This window comes from Streptococcus sp. SCPM-O-B-15277 (M60), assembly GCF_058200335.1.
Genome location: NZ_JBYQGR010000007.1, coordinates 17,434 through 44,076 on the forward strand (window position 1 = coordinate 17,434; position 26,643 = coordinate 44,076).

Here is a 26,643-nt window from a genome sequence, read left to right on the forward strand (position 1 = left end):
CAATGGCGGATAAATTAATTTTACCTCAAAATACACGACTCATGGGAGTGTTTCTTGGCTTTATCGGTGGTTCTTTGGATGTGTTCTGTCACATCCAGTACCATAGTTTGGTGGCGACACAGACAGGGAATATTCTCCTACTGATATCAGATTGGCACGATTCACATGTCATCAATACCATGTTGCGGTTCTGCTCCATTATTTTCTTTTCCCTAGGATTTCTGTTTGCATTACACATGAAAGAATATCGCAAAACAGCCTATTGGCGGGTTAAGATGCTGCTTCCCTTATTTATTGGAACTCTTCTTTTGCCCTTCTTTTCTCGATTTCCTTTACTAGAAGTACCTTTTATTGCTTTTGGAACAGGTATGATGATGCTAACATTTACGGGTAGTTTGATTGAAGATCATCCTTATGTCATTTTTATGACTTCTGGAAATTACCGAAAGATGTTGACTGCTTTGTATCGCATCGTTAGAGGAGAAGGAGATGTTCAAGAATATCGTCGCCAAGCCTTGAACTATGGAATTGTTGTAGGGAGTTTCGTTTTGGGGGCAATTAGTTTAGCTGTATCTATGCATTTTTTCCATGAATGGTCTATTTGGATTGTCAGTTTCAATCTGTTTTTGATTATGTCCTACTATATTGCTAGAGTGAAGCAACTAGATTTGCAAGTTGAAAATATATAAAAAGGCAAGGCTCGTTTTTGAGCTTTGCCTTTTTTGTGAGGTGGATAGAAGATTATGCTTTATCTAACTGCAATAGTGCTTCAATCTCTGCTAGAGTACTTGCTTGTGAAATAGCGCCACGAAGTTTAGCGGCTCCAGATGTTCCACGGAGATAGTGAGGAGCTAGGCCACGGAATTCACGGACAGCAACCTTTTCTCCCTTGAGATCAATCAAGCGTTTCAAGTGCTCGTAGGCGATTTTCATCTTGTCTTCGAAGGTCAAATCAGGAAGGATTTCTCCCGTTTCAAAGTAGTGATTGATCTGGTTGAAGAGGTAGGGGTTTCCCATGGCTGCGCGCCCAATCATAACGGCATCAGCACCGACTTCCTCGATGCGTTGTTTGGCGTCTTGAACCGTCCGGATATCGCCGTTGGCGATGAATGGAATTTTTGTCAGAGCTTGTGCTACCTTATGAAGAGTCTCAAGGTCAGCGTGTCCAGTATACATTTGCTCACGTGTACGACCATGCATGGCAAGGGCAGAAACCCCAGCGGCTTCGGCAGCAAGGGCATTCTCAACTGCTAGGGATGGGTCAGACCAGCCCGTACGCATTTTGACAGTGAGAGGAATATCAAGGACTGATTGAACTTTGTTAATAATAGAGTAGATTTTATCAGGATCCTTGAGCCACATGGCACCGGCTTCGTTCTTCACGATTTTGTTGACTGGGCAACCCATGTTGATATCCACGATATCGGTCTTGGTATTTTCTTGAATAAATTCTGCTGCGCGAGCCAGACTATCTTCGTCACTACCAAAGAGTTGGATAGAAACTGGATTCTCTCCTTCATCAATATGAAGCATATGAAGGGTTTTTTCGTTGTTGTATTGGATACCTTTGTCAGAGACCATTTCCATAACAACGAGGCCTGCGCCAAGTTCTTTTGCGATAGTACGAAAGGCTGAGTTGGTTACTCCTGCCATGGGCGCTAAAACGGTACGATTGGGAATCTCAACATTACCAATCATAAAAGGTGTATTAAGATTTGTCACGAATGAGTTCCTCCAGGTCGTTTTCATCAAAGTTATAAGTCGTTTGGCAGAATTGACAAGTGATTTCCGCCCCGTGGTCTTCCTCCTTCATTTCCTGAAGATCGGAAACTGGAAGGCTAGAAAGAGCATCCATAAAGCGTTCTTTACTACAGTCACATTGGAAACGAATTTCTTCTTCGGACAGACGTTTGTAGGGCTCATCACCATAGATTGCCTTGAGGAGGGCTTCGATATGGTCGTCGCTTTCTAGAAGAGTTGAAATGGCTGGCATCTCTTGGATTCGTTTTTCAAAACGAGCAATTTCTTCTTCCCTGGCCCCTGGTAGAACTTGGAGAAGGAAACCACCTGCGACCTTGACCTTGTCTTCGTCATCTAAAAGGACATTAAGGCCAACAGCAGAAGGCGTTTGTTGACTTTCTGTAAGATAGAAAGCTAGATCTTCACCGATTTCTCCAGAGATAAGAGGCGTCATGGAATTATAGGGATTTCCAGTGCCATAGTCTGTAATCACTAGAAATTGACCGTTTCCGACAAAAGGTCCAACGAGGACTTCTCCTGTTGCAGTCTTTTTAATGTCAACTCCAGGGTTTTGAACGTAGCCTTTGACGTTACCCTTGGTATCGGCGACGGTGATAATGGCACCGAGGGAGCTGGTTCCAAGAACCTTGACAGTCAGTTTGGTATTTCCTTTTTCATTGGCAGCGAGAATTTGGCTGGCGATTAAAGTACGACCAAGCGCTACGGTTGAACTAGCTTGGGTTTGGTGTTTTTCTTGAGCAGTACGGACCGTTTCCGTGCTATCTAGAACAAAAGCACGAAAAGATCCACTTTCTGATATTGTTTTAATAATTTTATCCATAACTACTATTTTAGCATAAAAATGCCCAAAGGGGGAGTGGTGTGTTTGCTAGCCTTTCAAATTGTTTCACTTATAATTGTCAATATTAGGATGGCAAAGAAATTGGGCTTTTTAGAATATTTTTATTGATATCTTAGCTTTCCTTAAAATATGCTAAAATCAACTTCTAAAAAATAGTAAACAGTTGAAAATAAACAAAGTAAAGTGGTAAAATGGGAGCAAGACAAAAAAGTATTGCATGTTTGTGAAAAGATAATGAAAATTTACAGAAAAGAGTCTAATGTGAATAAAAAGAAACCATACTATGTTTTTTTTGGACAAACGGTCCTGTATTTTATTATTTTACTGGGTTTGCTTTACTTCTTTAGCTATCTAGGACAAAGTCAGGGTGGCTTTATCTACAATGAATTCTAAAAGGAGATCCCTACTGTGTCAAACCAACCAATTACTGATATGATCGAGGCGATTGAACGTTACGCCCAATTGCAACCCAACTATCCTGTCTACAATGTCCTTGGAGAAGAGCATACCTATGGCCAATTGAAGGCAGACTCAGATAGTTTAGCAGCCCACATTGACCAAATGGGACTTCCGGAAAAGTCACCTGTTGTGGTCTTTGGTGGACAAGAATATGAAATGTTGGCAACCTTTGTGGCTCTGACAAAATCTGGCCATGCTTATATTCCAATTGACAGCCATTCTGCCTTGGAGCGCGTGTCTGCTATTGTTGAAGTGGCTGATCCAAGTTTAATCATCGCTATCAATGAGTTTCCCATTGAAAACCCAGCTACTCCGATCTTGAACTTGGAGCAAGTCCGTGAAGCTTATGCAGCTCAGAATGCGTATGATTTGCAGCATCCGGTCAAGGGGGATGATAACTACTACATCATCTTTACCTCTGGAACAACTGGAAAACCAAAAGGGGTGCAAATTTCACACGACAACTTGCTCAGTTTCACCAACTGGATGATTACGGACAAGGAATTTGCGACGCCAGAGCGTCCGCAAATGTTGGCGCAACCACCTTATTCCTTTGACTTGTCTGTCATGTATTGGGCACCGACCTTAGCTCTTGGAGGGACGCTTTTTGCCCTTCCATCAGCCATCACTCAAGACTTTAAACAACTCTTTGCAGCCATCTTCTCTCTTCCGATTGCTATCTGGACTTCAACGCCATCTTTTGCAGATATGGCTATGTTGTCTGAAGATTTCAATGCTGAAAAGATGCCAGGCATTACCCATTTCTACTTTGATGGGGAAGAGTTGACCGTTAAAACGGCTCAAAAACTGCGCGATCGTTTCCCAAATGCGCGTATTATCAATGCTTACGGGCCAACGGAAGCAACGGTTGCTTTGTCGGCAGTTGCTATCACAGATGTGATGCTAGCGACTCTTAAACGCTTGCCAATTGGTTATACCAAAGAAGATTCTCCAACCTTTATCATTGATGAGGCAGGAAATAAATTGCCAAATGGTGAGCAAGGAGAGATCATCGTGTCTGGACCGGCTGTTTCAAAAGGTTATATGAATAATCCAGAGAAAACAGCAGAAGCCTTCTTCGAATTTGAAGGACTTCCAGCCTACCATACGGGAGATGTCGGAACCATGACGGATGAAGGTCTTCTTCTTTACGGTGGACGGATGGACTTCCAGATTAAGTTTAACGGTTACCGTATCGAACTTGAGGATGTTTCTCAAAACTTGAACAAATCGAAGTATATCGAATCGGCTGTCGCAGTTCCACGTTATAATAAAGATCACAAGGTCCAAAATCTCTTGGCTTATGTCATCTTAAAAGATGGCGTCAAAGAACAATTTGAGCGCGACATCGATATCACGAAAGCTATCAAGGAAGATTTGGAGGATATTATGATGTCTTATATGATGCCGTCTAAGTTCCTTTACAGAGAGGAATTACCATTGACTCCAAATGGTAAAATTGACATTAAAGGTTTAATTAACGAGGTAAATAATAGATGATGGATTTCCTACAACAGCTACCTCATATTGAGCCGTATGGGAATCCGCAGTACTTTTTGTATGTGATTACTGCCACCTTGCCAATCTTTATCGGTCTTTTATTCAAAAAACGCTTTGCCTGGTATGAAATATTGGTTAGTCTCTTCTTTATCGTCACTATGTTGACGGGTGGCAAGACCAATCAATTGGCTGCCTTAGGGATTTATCTGATATGGCAAATCTTGTTGGTTCTTTTTTACAAGCAGTATCGAAAAACTAAAGACGGGAAATGGACTTTCTATCTCGTTAGTCTGTTATCTTTACTTCCTATCATCTTTGTCAAGGTCCAGCCAGCTATTAATGGAACACAGTCCTTGTTAGGCTTTATCGGAATTTCTTATTTGACTTTTCGTTCGGTGGGAGTCATTATCGAACTCAGAGATGGAGTCATTAAGGAATTAAAGTTGTGGGAGTATTTACGTTTTCTCCTCTTTATGCCGACATTTTCAAGTGGTCCGATTGATCGTTTCAAACGTTTTAATGAAAATTATCAGACGATTCCAGAACGCGATGAATTGATGGATATGCTAGCTGAGTCCGTCCGGTATATCATGTTAGGATTTCTGTATAAATTTATCCTAGCTCATATTTTAGGTGAAATCTTATTACCTCCGCTAAAAAATCTAGCTTTGCAGACAGGTGGTCTCTTTAACCATTATGTGGTCGCAGTCATGTATACATTTGGTTTGGAACTCTTCTTTGATTTTGCGGGTTATTCTATGTTTGCTTTGGCGATTTCAAATCTGATGGGGATTCGTAGTCCGATCAACTTCAACAAACCCTTCTTATCAAGGGATTTGAAAGAGTTTTGGAATCGCTGGCACATGAGTTTATCTTTCTGGTTTCGTGACTTTGTCTTTATGCGCATGGTCATGGTGATGACGAGAAAGAAATTGTTTAAGAATCGAAATGTGACCTCAAGTGTCGCCTATATCCTAAACATGCTCCTTATGGGGTTCTGGCATGGAATAACGTGGTTTTACATCGCCTACGGACTCTTTCATGGGGTAGGTTTAGTGATTAATGATGCCTGGGTCAGAAAGAAAAAAACGCTCAATAAAGAACGTAAGAAAGCAGGACGACCTCCCTTGCTTGAAAATCGTTGGGTTCAGTTGCTTGGCATGGTAGTCACCTTCCATGTCGTGATGGTCTCATTCTTAATCTTCTCTGGATTTTTGAATGATTTATGGTTTAAAAAATAAAAGGAATTAAAAAATGGATATCAAATCAGAAGTTATTGAAATTATTGATGAATTGTTTATGGAAGATGTTTCTGACATGATGGATGAGGATCTCTTCGATGCAGGTGTCTTGGATAGTATGGGAACAGTTGAATTAATCGTGGAAATCGAGAATCGCTTTGATATTCGTGTCCCAGTTACAGAATTTGGTCGTGATGACTGGAATACGGCTAATAAAATCGTAGCCGGTATTGTGGAGCTACAAAATGCTTAAACGCCTGTGGCTGATTTTTGGGCCTGTTTTTATAGCGGGATTGTTGGTTCTTCTACTAATCTTTTTTTATCCAAGTACAAGAAGCCATAATCTGACGGAGGAGAAATACTCTGCGGCTTCTGTAAGTGCAGAGAGCTTTAAGGAGAGAAGCCAAAAAGTAAGAGCTCTTACAGACCCTGATATGCGTTTTGTCCCTTTCTTTGGATCAAGTGAATGGATTCGTTTCGACAACATGCATCCAGGAGTATTAGCTGAAAAGTACAATCGCTCCTATCGACCCTATTTTATGGGGCAGGCAGGTGCTGCTTCACTCAGTCAGTATTTTGGGATGCAACAAATTACGTCTGAACTTGAAAATAAACAAGCGATATTTGTAATCTCTCCACAGTGGTTTACAAAAGAGGATCATGACCCGACTATTTTTCAAACCTATTTTAACAATGATCAGTTGACGGCCTTCTTGGAAAACCAATCTGGGGATGTGGCCACTCAGTATGCGGCTAATAGACTCTTGAAGCAGAACCCAAGCGTACCGATGAAGGGGATTGTTGAAAAGTTAGCTAAAAACGAGCAATTGTCGGACTTTGATCATTCAATCATCACAGCTTCTGCAGAGTTCAATGAAAAACAAGCTGCTCTTTTTGGCCAATTCTCGATTCGAGGTCGATTAAAGTATAAAGATCATATTGAAAAATATTTGAGCAGTCTCCCAGATCAATTTTCTTATGAAGAATTGGAAAATATCGCTCGAAAAGAGGGTGAAGAAAATACAACCAATAATGATTTGGGAATGGAGAACCATTTTTACAATACTCAGTTAAAGAAAGATTTGAAAAAATGGGAAGGGTATCAAAAAAATTACAACTTTCTCAAGTCCTATGAGTACAATGATTTACAGCTAGTGCTTGATCAATTTGCCAAGTCCAAGGTCAATGTGCTCTTTGTTTTTCAACCTGTCAATAAAAAATGGATGGATTATACTGGACTGAGTGAGGAAATGTATCAACACGCAGTTGAAAAAATTCGTTACCAGTTGGAAAGCCAAGGTTTCACCAATATTGCTGATTTCTCAAAAAATGGAGGAGATCCATACTTTGTTAAGGATACGATTCATATTGGTTGGTTAGGCTGGTTGGCCTTTGATAAGGTTGTAAATCCTTTTTTAAGCAATCCAACAACAGCTCCTAATTACCAAACAAATGACCGATTCTTTAGCCAGGATTGGGCTAATTACGACGGTAATATCAAAGATTTTCAATAAATAACCAAAGAGCCTGAACCTTAGTTTGGGCTTTTTGTAATCACAGACTTTTTGCCGAATGCGAGTATAGTAGTGGATTCCTCAATTGAGTAAAGTCCAGTAAAAGAATACATAGAAAATGAAAACATAAAAATTGTTTTCATCTTTTTTCTTGACTCTGTACTAGGATGTGATATACTTAACTAGTAAACAAATAGACTAAAAGTCCTGTAATAATGGAAAAACTATTCGAAGAAAGGGGCAAATCATGAGACAATTAGCAACGGAAATTGATCATTTTTTAAATGAAGTAATCTTGAAAGCTGAAAATCAGCATGAAATTTTGATTGGTCATTGCACGAGTGAAGTGGCTTTGACAAACACCCAGGAGCATATCCTCATGCTCTTATCAGAGGAATCATTGACCAATTCTGAGTTGGCACGTCGCCTTAATGTCAGTCAAGCGGCTGTTACCAAGGCTATTAAATCTTTGATTAAAGAGGGGATGCTGGAAACGTCTAAGGATCCTAAGGATGCTCGAGTGATTTTTTATCAATTGACAGACCTTGCTAGACCAATTGCTGAGGAGCACCACCATCATCATGAGCATACCCTCTCGACGTATGAACAAGTTGTCACTCAATTCTCAGCTAAGGAGCAACAAATTATCCAGCGGTTTTTAACTGCTTTAGTAGGAGAAATCAAGTAATGAGATACATCACAGTAGAGGATTTGTCCTTCTATTATGACAAGGAACCTGTGCTTGAGCACATCAATTACAGTGTTGATAGTGGGGAGTTTGTCACACTCACGGGAGAAAACGGAGCTGCCAAGACGACTCTAATCAAGGCCAGTCTAGGTATTTTACAACCAAGATTTGGTAAAGTTACCATTTCAAAGACCAACACTCGTGGGACAAAACTAAGAATCGCCTACCTTCCTCAACAAATTGCAAGTTTTAACGCAGGCTTTCCAAGTACTGTTTATGAATTTGTCAAATCAGGTCGTTATCCAAGAAAGGGCTGGTTCCGTCGTTTAAATGCTCACGATGAGGAACATATCAAGGCTAGTTTAAACTCGGTTGGCATGTGGGAACATCGGGATAAACGCATTGGTTCCCTCTCTGGTGGGCAAAAGCAAAGAGCAGTCATTGCACGTATGTTTGCGTCCGATCCAGATATCTTTATCTTGGATGAGCCGACGACAGGGATGGATGCAGGGACTAAGAATGAATTTTATGAGCTCATGCACCACAGCGCCCACCATCATGGCAAGGCTGTTTTGATGATTACTCATGACCCAGAAGAAGTCAAAGACTACGCAGATCGCAATATTCACCTTGTCCGAGACCAAGATTCACCATGGCGTTGCTTCAATGTCCATGAAAGTGACCAGGAGGTGGAGCATGCTTAATCTACTGTCTTATGATTTTATGCAGCGAGCCTTTTTGGCAGTTATTGCCATGAGTCTCTTTTCACCAGTTCTTGGGACTTTTCTCATCTTGCGCCGTCAAAGTCTCATGAGTGATACTCTCAGTCACGTCTCGCTTTCGGGTGTTGCCTTTGGTTTGGTTTTGGGGATTTCTCCGACCATCTCAACCATTGTGATCGTTTTGATTGCGGCGGTCTTTCTTGAATACTTGCGTACAGTTTATAAAAGCTTTATGGAGATTGGGACAGCCATTCTCATGTCTACAGGACTTGCAGTTTCACTTATTGTGATGAGTAAGGGGAAGAGTTCTAGTTCGATGAGTCTGGATCAGTATCTTTTTGGTTCTATTGTGACTATTAGTCAAGAGCAGGTCATTGGGCTCTTTGTCATTGCAGCGGTAGTGTTAATCTTGACCTTCCTATTTTTAAGACCTATGTATATTCTAACTTTTGACGAGGATACAGCTTTTGTAGATGGATTGCCTGTACGCACCATGTCTATTCTCTTTAACATGGTGACGGGTGTGGCTATTGCCCTCATGATACCAGCAGCGGGAGCACTTTTGGTATCGACTATTATGGTTTTGCCAGCAAGTATTGCTTTGCGTCTAGGTAAAAACTTTAGTTCTGTGATGATTCTTGCTAGCGTCATTGGTTTTCTAGGCATGGTTGCGGGACTCTATATTTCCTATTATGCAGAGACGCCTCCTAGTGCAAGTATCACCATTATCTTTGTAGTTGTCTTTTTAGTAGTCAGCATCCTCAAACGTTTTATCAAATAGGAGAAGCACATGAAAAAACTAAGCCTACTTTTGGCAAGTCTTGTGACCTTGTTCTTAGTCGCTTGTTCTAATCAAAAACAAGCAGATGGGAAATTAAATATCGTCACAACTTTCTATCCTGTCTACGAATTTACCAAGCAAGTAGCAGGAGACACAGCCAATGTTGAACTCTTAATCGGGGCTGGAACAGAGCCACATGATTATGAACCATCACCAAAGGCAGTCGCTAAAATTCAAGACGCTGATGCCTTTGTTTATGAAAATGAGAACATGGAAACATGGGTTCCAAAGCTTTTAGATTCACTAGATGAGAAAAAAGTAAAAACAATTAAGGCTACTGGAGATATGTTGCTTCTTCCAGGAAGTGAAGAAGAGGAAGACCATGATCATGGCGAAGAAGGTCATCATCACGAGTATGATCCTCACGTGTGGTTGTCTCCTGCGCGTGCCATTAAGCTTGTAGAGCATATCCGTGACAGTTTATCAGCTGACTATCCAGATAAGAAGGCGACTTTTGAGCAAAATGCAGCAGCCTATATCGAAAAACTACAAGCCTTGGATAAATCCTATACTGAAGATCTTTCTAGTGCTAAACAAAAGAGTTTTGTGACTCAGCACGCTGCCTTTCGTTATCTAGCCTTGGACTACGGACTTAATCAAGTCTCTATCTCAGGTCTGTCGCCAGATGCTGAACCGTCAGCAAGTCGCTTGGCAGAATTGACCGAGTACATCAAGAAAAACAAGATTTCTTATATCTACTTTGAAGAAAATGCCTCTCAAGCTTTAGCCAATACTCTTTCAAAAGAAACAGGAGTGAAGTTAGACGTTCTGAATCCTCTGGAAAGCCTGACCGAAGAGGACATGAAGGCTGGAGAAAACTATGTCTCTGTCATGGAGAAAAACCTCAAGGCACTCAAGCAGACAACTGATCAGGCAGGAGCAGAGATTGAACCAGAAAAGGCAGAGGAAACTAAAACCGTTCAAAATGGCTACTTTGAGGATGCAGATGTTAAGGACCGTACCCTAAGTGATTATGCTGGCAACTGGCAGTCTGTCTATCCTTTCCTTGAGGATGGGACTCTTGACCAAGTATTTGACTACAAGGCTAAATTGACTGGTAAGATGACCAAGGATGAGTATAAGGCTTACTATCAAAAGGGCTACCAAACAGATGTGACCAAGATTAACATCACGGATAATACTATGGAATTCATCCAAGGTGGTCAAAGTAAGAAATATACTTACAAGTATGTCGGCAAGAAAATCTTGACTTATAAGAAAGGGAATCGTGGAGTACGCTTCCTCTTTGAAGCGACTGATGCGGACGCTGGGCAATTCAAGTATGTTCAGTTTAGCGACCACAATATCGCTCCGGTCAAGGCAGAGCATTTCCATATCTTCTTTGGAGGCACTAGCCAAGAAGCCCTCTTTGAAGAGATGGACAACTGGCCAACCTACTATCCAGATAACTTATCTGGTCAGGAAATTGCTCAAGAAATGTTAGCTCATTAAATCCAAACAATCCTTCCTACATGGGGAGGATTTTTCTTGTGTTATCAGCGTTGAGCATCTGGATTGACATTGGTTAAGAAGGGTGTATAATAATTGTAACAAAAAAAGTTACAACAAAGAGAGGTTTTCTATGGTTTACCAATATAATAGTCAGATTTATTTGGCTGAAGTAGCTTTAAATGTTAAGAGCTTAGAAAGTCAGACAGCATTTTATCATCAGTTGCTTGGGTTGGAGATTTTGAATCAATCGGAAAAAGAAGTTCTTTTAGGTGCCGGTGGAAAACCGCTAGTTCGGCTAATTAAGACGGATGACATTAGCAATCCTAAGCAAAGTTATGGTCTTTATCATATGGCACTTCTTTTACCGACTCGTGAAGATTTGGCTAATGTTTTTAAACACTTGTTAGACTTAAAGATTCCATTAGTTGGTGGAGCTGATCATGGCTATAGTGAGGCTATCTATCTAGAAGACCTGGAGGGCAATGGCATTGAACTCTACAGAGACAAGCCTGTGACCGAGTGGGATATTCGAGAGGACGGGCGAATTATTGGGGTGACAGAAGAGCTGTCTGCCCAAGACATCTATGAACTAGGCAAAGAACTGGATCCTTTTGTCATTGCAAGTGGCACTCGCATGGGCCATGTTCATCTATCTGTTAAGAATAGTCGAGAAGCGAGCTCTTTCTATCAAGAGTCTCTAGGTCTTGAGGATAAATTCACGATTCCACATGCCAGTTGGATAGCATCAGGGGATTATCATCATCATTTGGCCGTCAATGAATGGGGTGGTAAAAACTTAGCTCCTCGTGAGCATGGAATGATAGGTCTTGCCTACTATGCGGTTGAAGTTGAGAACAAGGAGGAATTATTAAAAGTATTTGCTCAATCTCAAACTAGCAAGGCCATAACTCAGTGGCTTTCGTCTGCAGAGTTTAGTGTGACCGACAAAGATGGCATTGTTACGCGAGTTAGAGTAGGGAATTAAACAAGAGCAGTTCAGACTACCTTATCAGTAGGTTGAACAGTTCTTTTTTATTCTGGTTTTTCGATAATGAAAAATGGAGGTTATGACATTGATAGTGTTGTAAAAGATTCAAAAAGGGATAGAAGGAAGGGCAGGATTATGATACAATTATTTTATTATTAGGAGGATTATTACTGTGGAAAAAGTATTAGGGAATATTTTTGAAAAACGAAAGCAATTTTTGTCGTATGGTCTGGGGGCATATTTAATAGTCATTTTGCTTCATTTATTGCACTATGCACCACAAGACATTTTTCTAAGTCTAAATTCTGGACCTGTTTTTGACAAAATCTTGGTTTTTCTCATAGCAGCTATATTCATTGGGGTAGTGGAAATAGAATCATCCCTCAATATTCGTAGGATTAATATTCTTATATCTTGTCTAGTCTTATTTTTTGCTGTATATAAAAGTATTTCATTTTTCCTAGCGTTAGGGATACTACTTTTGGCATTGCTTCTCTTTGTCTTTTTTAAGCTCAAAGGTGAATCCTTGTCTTTCTTGTATTTGTTTACGATAGTAGGCGCGATTCCCCGTCTATTAACCTTAGTTGATTCCAATTTTAATGATGCAGCACTCGGTTTTCATGCCGTTGATTTAACGACTACTAGATTTTACACACTGATTTGGCCAATCATTTTAGCAGTGATTCTCTCTGCTGTACTGATTTTTCTTTTTGTACAATTGCCAGTAAAAGAATTTTTAGAAGAACATAAAAAGTTAGTATGGTTAGCGGTTCTGTCACTTAGTATTGCTTATGTTCTCTATCTTTGTGTCGTTGTGTATTATAAAGTCAAAACAATTGAGGTGAGCACCTTTGACATCGGTATCTTTTCTCAAATGTTTGAGCGTATGAATACAGATTGGACTCCGATTACAACATTGGAGAGAGACCGAGTACTTTCGCATTTTGCGGTACACGTGTCTCCAATCTTTTATCTAATGCTTCCGTTTTATAAATTATTCCCATATGTAGAAACGCTAGATATTTTACAGGTTTTAGTTGCTTTTTCTGCAATTATTCCTCTGAAACTATTACTTCCTAAATTCAAACTATCTAAACTAACAAATATATTGATAGTAGCATGGTTTGTTTTATTCCCTGTTATAACAACTGCAGGCGGGACTCATCTCCATGAAAATTGTTTCCTAACCGCTTTGATCTTCTGGTTGTTTTATTTCATTGTTTCTGAGCGAAAACTGGGTATTATCGGTTCGACTTTGCTACTATTACTGGTAAAAGAAGATGCATTTATCTATGTGATTAGCATTGGAGCCTACTTCCTCTTACAAAAACGATTCATCTTATCAAAAACCACAAGACTGCGGATTTTGTTAGTAGATATTGTTTTACCTATTGTTTATTTTATGTTTGCGATGTATCTCTTGAGTGTTTACGGCGAAGGAGGTATGGTCTCTCGTTTTGACACTTATCTACAGAATGGTGAGAGTGGACTATTCATGGTCTTGAAAAATCTCTTGACCCATCCAGAATATGTGATCAGTACAATTTTTACCGCTAAGCGATTAGGTTATCTGTTCCTAATGCTTGCTCCGCTTTGTTTCCTACCTCTTGTTCAACGAAATTGGGAAAATTATATATTAGCTCTACCGCTTGTTGTCATAAATTTATTGCCCAATTGGCCTTATCAATATGACATCGGTTTTCAATATAGTTATGGTAGTGCAGCCTTACTTTTTCTAATGGCTTTACTCTCTCTAGAAGAACTTCAAATCAACAAAATTTTGCAAGAAAAGTTTGTTGTTCTTACCGTTGTGGTAGGTATTGTTGTATCTGGAATGCTATTACACCAGTTGACGCATAAATGGAGCTTTAATATCGGCTATTATCATCAAAACAAACAAAATTTTGATGATATACGATACACCTTAGAGAGTCTGCCGGCTGAATCTTCAGTAGTCGCTGAACATCCGTACACATCAGTTCTCAGAAAACACCAAAAATTATATGATATTTTCTATCACAACGGTCAGAAAGTGGATTCGTCTATAGATTTTGTAGTTATTCCGAGAAAAAGTAAGGATACTAGCGAACTCTATGTTGAGCTGATTAAGCAATATGAAAGCTTAGGCTACAAGGAAAGCAGTTATTCTTCGAATGAAATTTTCATCTTAGAAAAACCACAGTAACTTCGGAACATGAAAACTCCCTTTTCAGAAAACAAACCACTTCTATACTAAAGTAAGAAAAAATGGTTCAAAGGTCTTGAAAAATCAGAGAAAATCAGGTATAATATGAGTAATCATTTGTCGTAGGTTTTGTCTGAAATATTGTCCGGACAAGGCTCACAGCAGTTAAATCTCCTGAAAAAAGTCAGATTTAACTGCTCTTTTTGTGCTTTTTTTCGGTATTTTTTGCATCTGTAACAGAGATTTAAAGATTCTGAAAAATTAGTCAAAGGGGATAAGTTGATAGGGGTTTTAGAACCATTTAACGATATTTATTTGCTTAGGTAACTAAGCTTGGAACTTTATTTACAAAGGAGAATCATCTTGGCAGGACATGACGTTCAATACGGGAAACATCGGACCCGTCGTAGTTTTTCAAGAATTAAAGAAGTTCTTGACTTACCAAATTTGATTGAAATTCAAACTGATTCATTCAAAGATTTCCTAGACCATGGTCTAAAGGAAGTGTTTGAAGATGTATTGCCAATTTCAAACTTTACTGACACTATGGAGTTAGAGTTTGTTGGCTACGAAATCAAAGAACCAAAATACACGCTTGAAGAAGCTCGTATCCATGATGCAAGTTACTCAGCACCAATCTTTGTAACTTTCCGCTTGATCAACAAAGAAACAGGCGAAATCAAAACTCAAGAAGTCTTCTTTGGTGATTTCCCAATCATGACTGAGATGGGTACTTTTATCATCAACGGTGGTGAACGTATTATCGTATCACAGTTGGTGCGTTCTCCAGGTGTTTACTTTAATGACAAGGTAGACAAAAACGGTAAAGTGGGCTACGGTTCAACTGTTATCCCTAACCGTGGAGCTTGGTTGGAACTTGAAAGTGACTCAAAAGACATCGCCTACACTCGTATCGACCGTACTCGTAAAATTCCATTTACGACCTTGGTTCGTGCACTTGGTTTCTCAGGTGATGATGAGATCTTTGATATCTTTGGTGACAGCGAATTGGTTCGTAACACTGTTGAAAAAGATATCCATAAAAACCCAATGGACTCTCGTACAGACGAAGCTTTGAAAGAAATTTATGAGCGTCTTCGTCCAGGTGAACCAAAAACTGCTGAGAGTTCACGTACCTTACTTGTGGCTCGTTTCTTCGACCCACGTCGTTATGACTTGGCAGCCGTTGGACGTTACAAGATTAACAAGAAATTGAATATTAAAACTCGTTTGCTCAATCAAACAATCGCTGAACCATTGGTGGACCCTGAAACCGGTGAAATCTTGGTTGAAAAAGGTACTGTAATGACTCGCGATGTCATCGAAAGTATCGAAAGTCACTTGGATGGTGATTTGAACAAGATTGTCTACACTCCAAATGACTCAGCTGTTTTGACAGAACCAGTTGTTCTTCAAAAATTCAAGGTTGTGGCACCAACTGATCCAGACCGTGTTGTAACAATCATCGGCAATGCAAATCCAGAGGATAAAGTTCGCACGATCACTCCTGCAGATATCCTCGCTGAGATGAGCTACTTCCTCAACTTGGCTGAAGGTATCGGTCGTGTTGATGATATTGACCACCTTGGAAACCGTCGTATCCGTGCTGTTGGTGAATTGCTTGCCAACCAAGTACGTCTTGGACTTTCACGTATGGAACGTAATGTTCGTGAACGTATGTCTGTTCAAGATAACGAAGTATTGACACCTCAACAAATCATTAACATCCGTCCAGTGACTGCAGCGATCAAAGAATTCTTTGGTTCTTCACAATTGTCACAGTTCATGGACCAACACAACCCGCTTTCTGAGTTGTCTCACAAACGTCGTTTGTCTGCCTTAGGGCCTGGTGGTTTGACACGTGACCGCGCTGGATATGAAGTGCGTGACGTGCACTACACTCACTATGGTCGTATGTGTCCAATCGAAACACCTGAAGGACCAAACATCGGTTTGATCAACAACTTGTCTTCATACGGGCACCTTAACAAGTATGGTTTCATTCAAACACCATACCGTAAAGTTGACCGTGCAACTGGTAAAGTTACCAACGAAATTGTTTGGTTGACTGCCGATGAAGAAGATGAATACACAGTAGCTCAGGCCAACTCTAAATTGAACGCAGATGGAACTTTTGCTGAAAAAGTTGTCATGGGACGTCACCAAGGGGTTAACCAAGAATATCCAGCATCAAGCGTTGACTATATGGACGTTTCTCCTAAGCAGGTAGTTGCCGTTGCGACAGCATGTATTCCTTTCTTGGAAAACGATGACTCCAACCGTGCCCTCATGGGTGCCAACATGCAACGTCAGGCTGTTCCGTTGATTGATCCTAAAGCGCCTTTCGTTGGGACTGGTATGGAATACCAAGCAGCCCATGATTCAGGAGCTGCAGTTATTGCACAACATGGTGGTAAGGTTACCTATGCGGATGCGGACAAAGTAGAAGTTCGCCGTGAAGATGGTTCCCTTGATGTTTACCACATCCAAAAATTCCGTCGTTCAAACTCAGGTACTGCTTATAACCAACGTACCCTTGTTCGAGTTGGCGATGTCATCGAAAAAGGTGACTTTATCGCTGATGGACCTTCTATGGAAAAAGGTGAAATGGCGCTTGGACAAAACCCAATCGTTGCCTACATGACATGGGAAGGTTACAACTTCGAGGATGCCGTTATCATGAGCGAACGCTTGGTGAAAGACGATGTTTACACATCTGTTCACCTCGAAGAATACGAATCAGAAACACGCGATACAAAGCTTGGGCCTGAAGAAATCACTCGTGAAATTCCAAACGTTGGTGAAGATGCCCTTAAAGACCTTGACGAAATGGGTATTATCCGTATTGGTGCTGAGGTTAAAGAAGGAGATATCCTTGTAGGTAAAGTAACACCTAAGGGTGAAAAAGATCTTTCTGCTGAGGAGCGTCTCTTGCACGCTATCTTCGGAGACAAGTCTCGTGAAGTGCGTGATACTTCCCTTCGTGTACCACACGGTGCCGACGGTGTCGTTCGTGATGTTAAAATCTTTACACGTGCAAACGGTGATGAATTGCAATCTGGTGTGAATATGCTTGTTCGCGTATACATCGCTCAAAAACGTAAGATTAAGGTCGGAGATAAGATGGCCGGACGTCACGGGAACAAAGGGGTTGTCTCTCGTATCGTTCCTGTAGAAGACATGCCTTACCTTCCAGATGGAACTCCAGTCGATATCATGTTGAACCCGCTTGGGGTACCATCACGTATGAATATCGGTCAGGTTATGGAGCTTCACCTTGGTATGGCGGCTCGTACTCTTGGTATTCACATCGCAACACCAGTCTTTGACGGAGCAAGTTCTGAAGATCTTTGGGACACTGTCAAAGAAGCAGGTATGGATAGCGACGCTAAGACGATCCTATACGATGGTCGTACTGGTGAACCATTTGATAACCGTGTGTCAGTTGGTGTCATGTACATGATCAAACTCCACCACATGGTTGATGATAAATTGCACGCTCGTTCAGTCGGACCATACTCAACCGTTACACAACAACCACTCGGAGGTAAAGCTCAGTTTGGTGGACAACGTTTCGGTGAGATGGAGGTTTGGGCGCTTGAAGCCTATGGTGCGTCAAATGTCCTTCAAGAAATCTTGACTTACAAGTCTGACGATATCAACGGACGTTTGAAAGCTTATGAAGCCATTACAAAAGGAAAACCAATTCCAAAACCAGGTGTTCCAGAATCATTCCGAGTTCTTGTAAAAGAATTGCAATCTCTTGGTCTTGACATGCGTGTCCTTGACGAAGACGATCAAGAAGTGGAACTTCGTGACCTTGATGAAGGAATGGACGAAGATGTCATCCACGTAGATGACCTTGAAAAAGCCCGCGAAAGAGCAGCTCAAGAGGCTAAAGCAGCCTTTGAAGCAGAAGAAAATGCAAAAGCGGAAACAACAGAAGAAGCTGCTGAACAAGAATAAGCAGTTCACTTATAATAGAAAGGGAAGAAATAGTGGTTGATGTAAATCGTTTTAAAAGTATGCAAATCACACTAGCTTCTCCAAGCAAAGTCCGTTCATGGTCTTATGGAGAAGTCAAAAAACCTGAAACAATCAATTACCGTACGTTGAAACCAGAACGTGAAGGACTCTTTGACGAAGTGATCTTTGGTCCTACAAAAGACTGGGAATGTGCTTGTGGTAAATACAAACGCATTCGTTACAGAGGGATTGTTTGTGACCGTTGTGGTGTTGAAGTAACGCGTACAAAAGTTCGTCGTGAACGTATGGGACACATCGAGTTAAAAGCTCCTGTATCTCATATCTGGTATTTCAAGGGGATTCCAAGCCGTATGGGCTTGACCCTTGATATGAGTCCTCGTGCCCTCGAGGAAGTTATCTACTTTGCTGCTTACGTGGTGATTGATCCAAAAGATACACCACTTGAGCACAAGTCTATCATGACAGAGCGTGAATACCGTGAACGCTTGCGTGAGTTTGGTCATGGTTCATTCGTTGCCAAAATGGGTGCCGAAGCTATCCAAGACCTCTTGAAACAAGTAGATCTTGAAAAAGAAATTGCTGAACTCAAAGAAGAGTTAAAAACAGCTACTGGACAAAAACGTGTCAAAGCTATCCGTCGTTTGGATGTTTTAGACGCTTTTCACAAGTCTGGCAACAAGCCTGAGTGGATGATTCTCAACATCCTTCCAGTTATTCCACCAGATCTTCGTCCAATGTTGCAGTTGGATGGTGGCCGTTTTGCCTCATCTGACTTGAACGACCTTTACCGCCGTGTTATCAACCGTAATAACCGTTTGGCTCGTTTGCTTGAGTTGAATGCACCAGGTATTATCGTTCAAAATGAGAAGCGTATGCTTCAAGAAGCGGTTGACGCTTTGATTGACAATGGTCGTCGTGGTCGTCCAATTACAGGACCAGGTAGCCGTCCACTTAAATCATTGAGCCACATGCTCAAAGGTAAACAAGGACGCTTCCGTCAAAACTTGCTCGGTAAACGTGTTGACTTCTCAGGCCGTTCCGTTATCGCCGTTGGTCCAACTCTTAAGATGTACCAATGTGGTGTGCCACGTGAAATGGCAATCGAGCTCTTTAAACCATTCGTGATGCGTGAAATCGTTGCGCGCGATATCGTGCAAAACGTTAAAGCGGCTAAACGCTTGGTAGAACGCGGAGATGAACGCATCTGGGATATCCTCGAAGAAGTTATCAAAGAACACCCAGTACTTTTGAACCGCGCACCTACCCTTCACCGTTTGGGTATCCAAGCCTTTGAACCTGTCTTGATTGACGGTAAAGCCCTTCGCTTGCACCCACTTGTCTGTGAAGCCTACAATGCCGACTTTGACGGTGACCAAATGGCCATCCACGTACCGCTCTCAGAAGAAGCCCAAGCAGAAGCTCGTATCTTGATGCTTGCTGCTGAGCATATCTTGAACCCTAAAGATGGGAAACCAGTTGTTACTCCATCTCAGGACATGGTTTTGGGTAACTACTACTTGACTATGGAAGAAGCTGGTCGTGAAGGCGAAGGTATGGTCTTCAAGGACCGTGACGAAGCTGTCATGGCTTACCGTAATGGTTATGTTCACCTCCACTCACGTGTTGGTATCGCAACAGATAGCTTGAACAAACCATGGACAGAAGAGCAAAAACACAAAATCTTGCTTACAACTGTTGGTAAAATCCTCTTCAACGATATCATGCCAGAAGGACTACCTTACTTGCAAGAGCCAACAAACGCTAACTTGACAGAAGGTGTTCCGGCGAAGTACTTCTTGCCATTAGGTGGAAATATCAAGGAAGCTATTGAAGGACTTGAACTCAACCCACCATTCAAGAAGAAAAACCTTGGAAATATCATCGCTGAAATCTTCAAACGTTTCCGTACGACAGAAACATCTGCCCTACTTGACCGTATGAAGAACCTCGGCTACCACCACTCAACTCTTGCAGGTTTGACAGTAGGTATCGCCGATATTCCAGTCGTTGAAGACAAGGCTGAAATCATCGAAGAATCACACAAACGTGTAGAACAAATCACAAAACAATTCCGTCGTGGTATGATCACAGATGACGAACGCTACAATGCTGTTACAGCTGAATGGCGTGCTGCCCGTGAAAAACTCGAGAAACGTTTGGTTGCCAACCAAGATCCTAAGAACCCTATCGTTATGATGATGGACTCTGGAGCCCGTGGTAACATCTCAAACTTCTCACAGCTTGCCGGTATGCGTGGTCTGATGGCTGCTCCGAACGGACGTATCATGGAATTGCCAATCCTTTCAAACTTCCGCGAAGGTTTGTCAGTACTCGAAATGTTCTTCTCAACTCACGGTGCCCGTAAAGGTATGACCGATACGGCCCTTAAGACAGCCGACTCAGGTTACTTGACTCGTCGTTTGGTTGACGTTGCCCAAGACGTTATCATTCGTGAGGATGACTGTGGAACTGACCGTGGTCTCTTGATCCGTTCTATTACTGAAGGTAAAGAGATGATTGAGTCTCTTGAAGAACGTCTCAATGGTCGTTACACTAAGAAAACTGTTAAACACCCAGAAACTGGTGCAGTTATCATTGGTCCAAATGAATTGATCACAGAAGACAAGGCTCGTGAAATCGTCAATGCCGGTGTTGAAGAAGTGACTATCCGCTCTGTATTTACATGTAACACTCGTCATGGTGTCTGCCGTCACTGTTATGGTATCAACTTGGCGACTGGTGATGCGGTTGAAGTTGGTGAAGCAGTTGGTACAATCGCTGCCCAATCTATCGGGGAACCTGGTACACAGCTTACAATGCGTACCTTCCACACGGGTGGGGTTGCCTCAAATACCGATATCACTCAGGGTCTTCCTCGTGTCCAAGAAATCTTCGAAGCCCGCAATCCTAAAGGGGAAGCGGTCATCACAGAAGTCAAAGGGGAAGTTACAGCAATCGAAGAAGATGCTTCAACTCGTACTAAGAAAGTCTTCGTTAAAGGCGAAACTGGAGAAGGCGAATACGTGGTACCATTTACAGCCCGTATGCGTGTAGAAGTTGGCGATCAAATCTCTCGTGGTGCAGCATTGACAGAAGGTTCTATCCAACCAAAACGTCTCCTTGCTGTACGTGATGTCTTGTCAGTTGAAACCTACCTCCTCGGTGAAGTACAAAAAGTTTACCGTAGCCAAGGGGTAGAAATCGGTGACAAACACATCGAGGTAATGGTTCGTCAAATGATCCGCAAAGTTCGTGTCATGGATCCAGGGGATACAGACCTCCTCATGGGTACACTCATGGACATCAACGACTTTACAGATGCCAACAAAGATGTTCTTATCGCAGGTGGTGTTCCAGCAACTGGTCGCCCAGTCCTTATGGGAATCACCAAAGCCTCACTTGAAACAAATAGTTTCTTGTCAGCAGCTTCCTTCCAGGAAACAACTCGTGTCCTTACAGACGCAGCTATCCGTGGTAAGAAAGACCATCTCCTTGGACTTAAAGAAAATGTTATCATCGGTAAGATCATCCCAGCGGGTACTGGTATGGCTCGCTACCGTAACCTTGAACCACAAGCAGTCAACGAAGAATCCCTCCTTGCAGATTCACAAGAAGAGCAAGTGGATGTCCTAGTTGAGACTGTTGAAACAAGTGAATAATCTTATTTAGTTAAAAGAGGGGCTTACCCCTCTTTTGGCATGTTTAGGCACTGAAAATTATATGTAATTTTTCTGAAAAAATGACAATTAATTGAAATTAAGTTAACTTAATTTCATCTCTCAAAATGATGAGCATAATACTTTGATTTTAAGTATAATAGTGCTAAAATAAGACGTTGCATGTTTAGGGTTTTTGAAAAACAATGCATAAAATATAACAATATATACACTCCCTAAAGGGTATTGGAGGTAAAATCATGAAAAATGATCTGTTTAACGACCGAATTAGTCGATTTTCGATTCGTAAACTTCATGTAGGAGTTTGCTCGGTCTTACTCGGAACGTTAGTGATGCTCGGAACGGCTACAGGTGTTGGAGCTGATGAAGTAAAAGAAGAAAAACAAGCTGACGGAGTTGCAGCTAAAACAGAAGTTGATAAGGCAGAAACTCCTCAAACTACAGAAGCAGCACCTGCTAAAGAAGTAACTTATCAAGCAGAAGCAGCACCTGCAGTTTCTACTGAAGTAAAACCTGAGCTTAACAGCGACAAATTGGCAGCTTACGTTGCTGAAATTGAAGCAAACTTGGCAAATGGTAAATACAGCAACAAGACAGACGAGAGTGTTGAAATCCTTAAAGTAGCTCTTGCTAATGCTAAAAATGCACTTAGTTCTGCTACAAGTCAAGCTGAGTTGGATGCGACTTATCAATCACTTGTAACAACTGTCAATGCTAAACTTAAAAACAAAGAAAAAGTTGTAGCTGAAGAAAAAGTAGCAACTGCTGATAAGACAGAAGCAACAACTGGAAAACCTGCAGAAAACACAAAACCAGCTGAAGGTACAAACTCAATTGCGAATACAGGTAAAAATGACCCTCGTAATGGTAAAGAGATTGACAAGAATACTGCCTTCCGTGCAGATACAGCAGCTACTACTGGAGTTGGGGCAGATGTTGTAGACGCAACATCAACTCCAAAGGTAGAAAAACCGGGATTTACGACAAATATTAATGCTGCTGACCTAGCCAGCCAAATTTCATGGCTAGACTTTGGTGATGTAGCCAACTGGACAGGAACAACGACGACATCGAGTGGGAATCTTGCCCTTCAAGTTGGTGCTACCTATACTAAGGAAATTATGCCGGGTTATGTGGTTACCATCAAAGTAAAATCTTTGAAACCCTTCCAAGCGACTGAAATCTACAAAAAGCGTTTAGAAGACCGAGGAGCGACAGCTGCTGAAAAAGCAACCTATGATCCAAATGCAAAAAATGGTTATGTGAATGGAAATGGGAATCAGTCGTATACTCTGCCAGCATTTAATGCCGGTGAAGAAGCTAAAGTTATAGCAGATGCTCAAACCCGTTGGACAGAAATAAGAGGTGAAGGCATCAATACTGGGACTAAAAAAACAACCATCAGTTCCGAGTTTGACGGTGGGAATATCGGTGTTCAGTTTGAAGTTTCTGCAACCTTCCGTGGAAAAGTGGTCAAACCTGCCATTGTCATGGCGGATGGTGAGTCTGCTAACCCTGGTGAATTGGTTATGTTCGCCACAAACGGAGAAGGTTGGCAACATATTGGTGAGTGGTATAAATATGGAAATAAATCTACTAAAACTTATATTCCACAAGATACAGACAATTTATTTGGTCCAAATCCTACCACTAAAATAGATGGCTTGAATTTCTATGCGGTGAACCTTAATCAACTTCGTAATAGTACTCAAGTCGGACCAGACAAAAAAGCAGTTGCTTGGAAATATTATGGAAGTGCCGATTTAACAACTGCAGGTCTCGGAACAGGAGTCTTCGGACCAAATATTTCTTCAAGTAGTGTTGCTGTTCCCCTTGTTATGACACGTGGGGCTTCTGAAGTTGGTTTATATATCGCTTCAGGTGGGAAACAGGCAGCTATGCTTGGTTTCTTCCCACTTGATGAAGGAGATGCTCCTGAATCATACGGCAAGGCAGTTCATTCAATTGCAACTGTTGATGGGATTACCGGTAAGAAAGTAAACCAACCTTATCTCGGCCACTTGAGTCCTGATATGGATGAAAACAATACTCTTGATTGGACGGGTGATGACAAGGCGACCACTGCGGATGAAGGCATCGACCAATTGCTTCCAGGTGATCTTAAAGGGAAAACCAATGAGCTGATCAAGATGGACCGTACCAAACCAGGTAATTATAAGATTTCTGTTGAAGCACATACTGGAGGAGCTGCGCAGGCAAATATCTATGGTTGGGTTGACTTCAATCAAAATGGAACCTTCGATGAAGATGAACGGTCTGATTTAACAACCATTACCCAAGATGGAACGGCTACGTTAAGATTTACAAAGAGTAAAACCTATATTGATCCTAGTGTCAATGAATTGGGTGTTCGGATCCGTATCGCTAAGAATGCTAAAGAAATTGAGAGTCCAACTGGTATGGCCTTTTCAGGGGAAGTTGAGGACTTCAAGACTCAAATCACCCATCCACCAAAAGGAGAATTCAAAGAAACAACTGGTCCTCAAGGTGCTAAACAAACTGCAACTGTAGCCTTTACTGCTCGAGGTTTGCAAGGCTATAGCTTAACTGAATCAGCAAAAATTGATGAAACAGTAGCACCATACATTGTCGATGCAAATGGGAACAAGGCTACTTTGGATGCTGAAGGCTACTATGTCGTACCAGGTCAAGGTAAATATAAGATTACCGCAAATGGTAAAGACGTAGATGTGGAATTCATCCCAGAAGATCACTTCCTTGGAACAGCTGATGGAATTTCAATCCGTCGTACAGATAGTAATGGCTACGATACTGGTTGGTCAACTAAATTCCCAGATAAGGAAGCCAACGTTGATACAGTATTAAAAACAATGGATGGTCTTTACATCCCAACAGTAACTCCAAGTGAAATTGAAGGTGTTGATAAGACTTCAACTGATGTCCAAGGCGCAACTCAAACAGGTACACCAACTTTTAACACAACTCTTACAAATGCTAATGGTGAAAAGATTGCTGTCACTCCAAGCTTGGAGTATCCTGCTAAACTAGTGGACCCAGCAACTGGACAAGTCACCAACGCAACTTCTGTAACAGTAGCGGGAGAAGGAACATACTCAATCAATGATGCTACAGGAGAAGTTACCTTTGTTCCAGAACCAGGATTTACTGGTACTGCAAAAGGTATTACTGTATCATTGACTGCACCTGTCGGAAGAGATAAAGATGGAACAGTTCGTGATGAATACCTCAAGACTGCTACGGCTAAGTACACACCAACTGTAACTCCAGTTACAATCACACCAACAGATAAAGTGTCTGAGGACGTCCAAAACGTTCCACAAACTCAAACTCCTACATTTGAGTTGAGCAACGATAAGACTGCGAAAATCACAAGTAAGAAATTGGTAGATCCAGCAACTGGTCAACCTACTGATGAAACTACTGTGACTGTTCCAGGAGAAGGAACTTACACTATTGATCCTACTACAGGAGCGGTAACATTTACGCCAGAAAAAGACTTTGTCGGTACTGCAAAAGGAGTAACTGTTCAGGCAACTGCTACTATTACAAATGCTAATGGTAAGACTGCAACCATCACTGCTGAAGCAAGCTACACACCAACTGTAAAATCAGCTGCTCCAACAGCGAAACCAGCTACATCTAAAGATATCCAAGGTGCAACTCAAACAGGAACACCAACCTTTGCAGGTTCAACTGTTACTGTAAACGGTGAAGAAAAAGCTATCACTATTAAAGATAACAGCTACACACTTTTGGATAAAGATGGTAATGAAGTTACAACTACAACAGCTTATGCTGAAGATGGAACAACACCAATCGGTACATTCACAATTGACCCAGCAACTGGTACTGTAACCTTCACACCAACTGATAAATCTTATACAGGTAAGGTAACACCAGTTAAGGTTCAAGCTGAAAGCTCAAACGGAATCAAAGTTGATACAACTTACACTCCTGAGATTGTTCCAGTAACACCAACTGCAACACCAGCTGAAACTACTGACATCCAAGGTGCAACTCAAAAAGGTAAGCCTGAATTCAAGGGCGGAACTGTTACAGTTGATGGAGTAGAAAAAACTGTTCCAATCAACGAAGATGTTCCAGCAACATTTGAAGATGGATCTACAACTAAGACTGTTGAAGGTGTTGGTACTTACACAGTAGCACCAGATGGAACAGTAACATTTGTTCCTGAAAAAACATTTGTTGGTAAAGCTCCATCAGTGACAGTTGTTCGTGAAGATATGAACGGAACAAAAGCTTCTGCAACATACACACCAACAGTAACCCCAGTAACACCAACAGCTGAAGATGCTACTTCAACTGATAAACAAGGTCAAACACAATCAGGTAAACCAACATTCACACCAGGTAACTCAAACGTACCAATGGATGATGATGTTCCAGCAACATTCGAAGATGGTTCAACAACTAAGACTATCCCAGGTGAAGGAACATACACAGTAGCACCAGACGGAACAGTTACATTTGTACCAGAAAAATCATTCACAGGAACAGGAACAGGCGTGACTGTTAAACGTGTAGATAAGAACGGTACCCCAGTAACAGCTAAGTACACACCAACTGTAACTCCAGTAACACCAACTGCAACTCCAGCTGAATCAGTTGCACCTCAAGGTGTGGTTCAAACTGGTACTGTTACATTCACAGAAGGTGACCCAGTTGCACCAATCGACAAGGATACCATTACTCTTCTTGACGAAAATGGTCAACCAGCAGCTTCAGTAGATGCTAAATCACCAGAAGGTAAAGTTATCGGTACC

Annotated in this window: 17 protein-coding genes; 15 read left to right on the forward strand and 2 right to left on the reverse strand. The window is 41.5% G+C overall.

Annotated features, from left to right (window positions below; genetic code table 11):
• Nucleotides 1–2 precede the first annotated feature (2 nt).
• On the forward strand, nt 3–689 hold the full coding sequence (locus tag AC3E9F_RS08185; protein WP_263394543.1) for a YoaK family protein: 687 nt from the start codon (nt 3–5) through the stop codon (nt 687–689).
• Between the two features lie 52 nt (nt 690–741).
• On the opposite strand, the gene dusB is transcribed toward AC3E9F_RS08185, so the two are convergent.
• Together dusB and hslO are read right to left on the reverse strand one after the other, a co-directional pair.
• Nucleotides 742–1,722, reverse strand: coding sequence for a tRNA dihydrouridine synthase DusB (dusB, locus tag AC3E9F_RS08190; RefSeq protein WP_263394113.1), 981 nt, complete (start codon nt 1,720–1,722; stop codon nt 742–744).
• Nucleotides 1,709–2,581, reverse strand: coding sequence for an Hsp33 family molecular chaperone HslO (gene hslO, locus AC3E9F_RS08195; protein ID WP_263394112.1), 873 nt, complete (start codon nt 2,579–2,581; stop codon nt 1,709–1,711). Before hslO ends, dusB begins: the two co-directional genes overlap by 14 nt.
• Before the next feature lie 255 nt (nt 2,582–2,836).
• Here hslO and AC3E9F_RS08200 point away from each other — a divergent pair, with 255 nt between their 5' ends.
• The 14 genes from AC3E9F_RS08200 to AC3E9F_RS08265 form a co-directional block, all read left to right on the forward strand.
• On the forward strand, nt 2,837–2,995 hold the full coding sequence (locus AC3E9F_RS08200) for a teichoic acid D-Ala incorporation-associated protein DltX (protein ID WP_490672990.1): 159 nt from the start codon (nt 2,837–2,839) through the stop codon (nt 2,993–2,995).
• Between the two features lie 15 nt (nt 2,996–3,010).
• Nucleotides 3,011–4,561 (forward strand): D-alanine--poly(phosphoribitol) ligase subunit DltA, encoded by a 1,551-nt coding sequence (gene dltA, locus AC3E9F_RS08205; RefSeq protein WP_263394110.1) that lies wholly within the window; start codon nt 3,011–3,013, stop codon nt 4,559–4,561.
• Nucleotides 4,558–5,802, forward strand: coding sequence for a D-alanyl-lipoteichoic acid biosynthesis protein DltB (gene dltB, locus AC3E9F_RS08210; protein ID WP_263394109.1), 1,245 nt, complete (start codon nt 4,558–4,560; stop codon nt 5,800–5,802). Before dltA ends, dltB begins: the two co-directional genes overlap by 4 nt.
• Before the next feature lie 13 nt (nt 5,803–5,815).
• On the forward strand, nt 5,816–6,055 hold the full coding sequence (gene dltC / locus AC3E9F_RS08215) for a D-alanine--poly(phosphoribitol) ligase subunit DltC (RefSeq protein ID WP_049495407.1): 240 nt from the start codon (nt 5,816–5,818) through the stop codon (nt 6,053–6,055).
• Nucleotides 6,048–7,316 (forward strand): D-alanyl-lipoteichoic acid biosynthesis protein DltD, encoded by a 1,269-nt coding sequence (gene dltD, locus AC3E9F_RS08220; protein ID WP_049495404.1) that lies wholly within the window; start codon nt 6,048–6,050, stop codon nt 7,314–7,316. The genes dltC and dltD overlap by 8 nt, the downstream gene beginning before the upstream one ends.
• A 247-nt stretch (nt 7,317–7,563) precedes the next feature.
• Entirely contained in the window at nt 7,564–8,004 is a 441-nt protein-coding gene (gene adcR / locus AC3E9F_RS08225; protein WP_214262903.1) for a zinc-dependent transcriptional regulator AdcR, read from the forward strand.
• Nucleotides 8,004–8,708: a metal ABC transporter ATP-binding protein gene (locus tag AC3E9F_RS08230; protein WP_214262902.1), complete on the forward strand. Its 705-nt coding sequence runs from the start codon at nt 8,004–8,006 to the stop codon at nt 8,706–8,708. Before adcR ends, AC3E9F_RS08230 begins: the two co-directional genes overlap by 1 nt.
• A complete protein-coding gene (locus AC3E9F_RS08235; protein ID WP_263394108.1) occupies nt 8,701–9,507 on the forward strand; it encodes a metal ABC transporter permease in 807 nt (268 codons plus the stop codon). Before AC3E9F_RS08230 ends, AC3E9F_RS08235 begins: the two co-directional genes overlap by 8 nt.
• A 9-nt stretch (nt 9,508–9,516) precedes the next feature.
• Nucleotides 9,517–11,019 carry a zinc ABC transporter substrate-binding protein AdcA gene (locus AC3E9F_RS08240; RefSeq protein ID WP_263394107.1) on the forward strand — a complete coding sequence of 501 codons (1,503 nt, stop codon included), beginning with the start codon at nt 9,517–9,519 and terminating at the stop codon, nt 11,017–11,019.
• A gap of 130 nt (nt 11,020–11,149) precedes the next feature.
• Nucleotides 11,150–12,004: a VOC family protein gene (locus AC3E9F_RS08245; RefSeq protein ID WP_263394106.1), complete on the forward strand. Its 855-nt coding sequence runs from the start codon at nt 11,150–11,152 to the stop codon at nt 12,002–12,004.
• A gap of 175 nt (nt 12,005–12,179) precedes the next feature.
• A complete protein-coding gene (locus tag AC3E9F_RS08250; protein ID WP_263394105.1) occupies nt 12,180–14,192 on the forward strand; it encodes a DUF2079 domain-containing protein in 2,013 nt (670 codons plus the stop codon).
• Between the two features lie 363 nt (nt 14,193–14,555).
• Entirely contained in the window at nt 14,556–18,158 is a 3,603-nt protein-coding gene (gene rpoB / locus AC3E9F_RS08255; RefSeq protein WP_490672991.1) for a DNA-directed RNA polymerase subunit beta, read from the forward strand.
• A 32-nt stretch (nt 18,159–18,190) separates the two neighbouring features.
• Nucleotides 18,191–21,838: a DNA-directed RNA polymerase subunit beta' gene (gene rpoC / locus AC3E9F_RS08260; protein ID WP_490672992.1), complete on the forward strand. Its 3,648-nt coding sequence runs from the start codon at nt 18,191–18,193 to the stop codon at nt 21,836–21,838.
• Between the two features lie 257 nt (nt 21,839–22,095).
• Nucleotides 22,096–26,643, forward strand: a 4,548-nt coding sequence (locus AC3E9F_RS08265; RefSeq protein ID WP_490672993.1) for a CshA/CshB family fibrillar adhesin-related protein, incomplete at its 3' end; no start/stop codon positions are given.